Consider the following 2,025-nt stretch of genomic DNA (forward strand, 5'->3'; position numbering starts at 1 on the left):
TCGCCCGAGGACCTCTGGCGCCTCGTGGCCGAGGGCGCCGACGCCATCGGCCCGTTCCCCACGGACCGTGGCTGGGACCTCGACGCGCTGTACCACCCGGACCCCGAGCACCCCGGCACCTCCTACGTCCGCAAGGGCGGATTCCTCGACGGGGCCGGCGACTTCGACGCCCCGTTCTTCGGCATCTCGCCCCGCGAGGCCCGGACCATGGACCCGCAGCAGCGGCTGCTGCTGGAGACCTCCTGGGAGGCCGTCGAGCGCGCGGGGATCCCCCCCGGCGCCCTGCGCGGCACCCCGACCGGAGTCTTCGCCGGTGCCATGGCCATGGAGTACGGCACCCGCCTCCACGAAGCACCCCAGGACTTCCAGGGCCAGATGCTCACCGGCACGGCGGGCAGTGTCCTCTCCGGGCGCGTGTCCTACGGTCTCGGCCTGCGCGGCCCCGCCGTCACCGTGGACACCGCCTGCTCCTCCTCACTCGTCGCCCTCCACCTCGCCGCCCAGGCGCTCCGCCAGGGCGACTGCTCCCTCGCCCTCGCCGGCGGGGTCACCGTCATGCCGCACCCCGGCATGTTCCTGGAGTTCAGCCGGCAGCGCGGGCTGTCGGCCGACGGCCGCTGCAAGGCGTTCGGCTCCGGCGCCGACGGCACCGGATGGGCCGAGGGCGTCGGTGTCGTCGTCCTCGAACGGCTCGCGGACGCCCGGCGCAACGGGCACCGGGTCCTCGCCGTACTCCGTGGCTCCGCCGTCAACCAGGACGGCGCCAGCAACGGCCTCACCGCTCCGAACGGCGACGCCCAACAGCAGGTGATCCGGCAGGCGTTGCGCGGCGCCGGGCTCACCCCGGACGACGTGGACGCCGTCGAGGCACACGGCACCGGCACCCGCCTCGGCGACCCCATCGAGGCCCAGGCACTGCTCGCCACGTACGGCAGCGACCGCGACCCCGAGCACCCCCTGCGGCTCGGCTCCCTCAAGTCCAACATCGGCCACGCCCAGGCTGCCGCGGGCGTCGGCGGTGTCATCAAGACCGTCATGGCCCTGCACCACCGCACCCTCCCGAAGACGCTCCACGCCGACGAGCCGTCCCCGTACATCGACTGGGACGCGGGCGCCGTGTCGCTGCTGACCGAGGCCGCGGCCTGGCCCGACCGCGGCCGCCCCCGCCGCGCCGCCGTGTCGTCCTTCGGCATCAGCGGCACCAACGCCCACGTCATCCTGGAAGAGGCCCCGCCGGGCCCGGACGACGGCGTCGCCCAGCGACGCACCGACGCTCCCGTCGCCTGGAGCCTCTCCGCCCGTACCGCCCCGGCGCTCGCCGCCCAGGCCCGGCGCCTGCACACCCGCCTCAGCACCGACGACGCCCCCCACCCGGCCGACACCGGGCTCTCCCTCGCGACCACCCGGGCCGCCCTCGACCACCGCGCCGTCCTGATCGGCGACGGCCCGGACGAACTGCTGCCCGCCCTCGCCGCGCTCGCCGACGGCGCACCGGCCGGCACCACGGTCACCGGGACCGTCGGCTCCACCGCCGCCGGACCCGTCTTCGTCTTCCCCGGACAGGGCGCCCAGTGGTCCGGCATGGGACGTGAACTGGCCGCCGCGTTCCCCGTCTTCGACGCGTCGCTCGACGCCTGCGCCCGGGCGCTCGCGCCCTACACGGACTGGGACCTGCGGGCCGAACTGGCCGGCGACCTGTCCCGCGTGGACGTGCTGCAGCCCGCGACCTGGGCGGTGATGGTGTCGCTGGCCCGCCTGTGGCAGTCGTTCGGCGTGACCCCGGCCGCGGTGGTCGGCCACTCGCAGGGCGAGATCGCCGCCGCCGTCGTCGCGGGTGCGCTGTCCCTGGAGGACGGCGCGCGCGTCGTCGCCGAGCGCAGCAGGATCATCCGCCGCAGCCTCGCCGGGCGCGGCGGCATGGCGTCCGTGGCACTGCCCGCCGACACCGTACGAGCACGCCTCGCCGAGGTGGGGGAGGGGCTGGAGGTCGCCGCCGTCAACGGGCCCCGGTCCACGGTCGTCTCC

The 2,025-nt window shown here is 76.0% G+C and carries 1 protein-coding gene; it reads left to right on the plus strand.

From position 1 onward, the window contains the following. Nucleotides 1-2,025 (plus strand): type I polyketide synthase (locus HET64_RS38205; RefSeq protein WP_215111814.1); only part of this gene is annotated, 2,025 nt, incomplete at both ends.

Origin of the sequence: Streptomyces sp. McG3, assembly GCF_018619185.1 — a bacterium.
GTDB lineage: Bacteria > Actinomycetota > Actinomycetes > Streptomycetales > Streptomycetaceae > Streptomyces.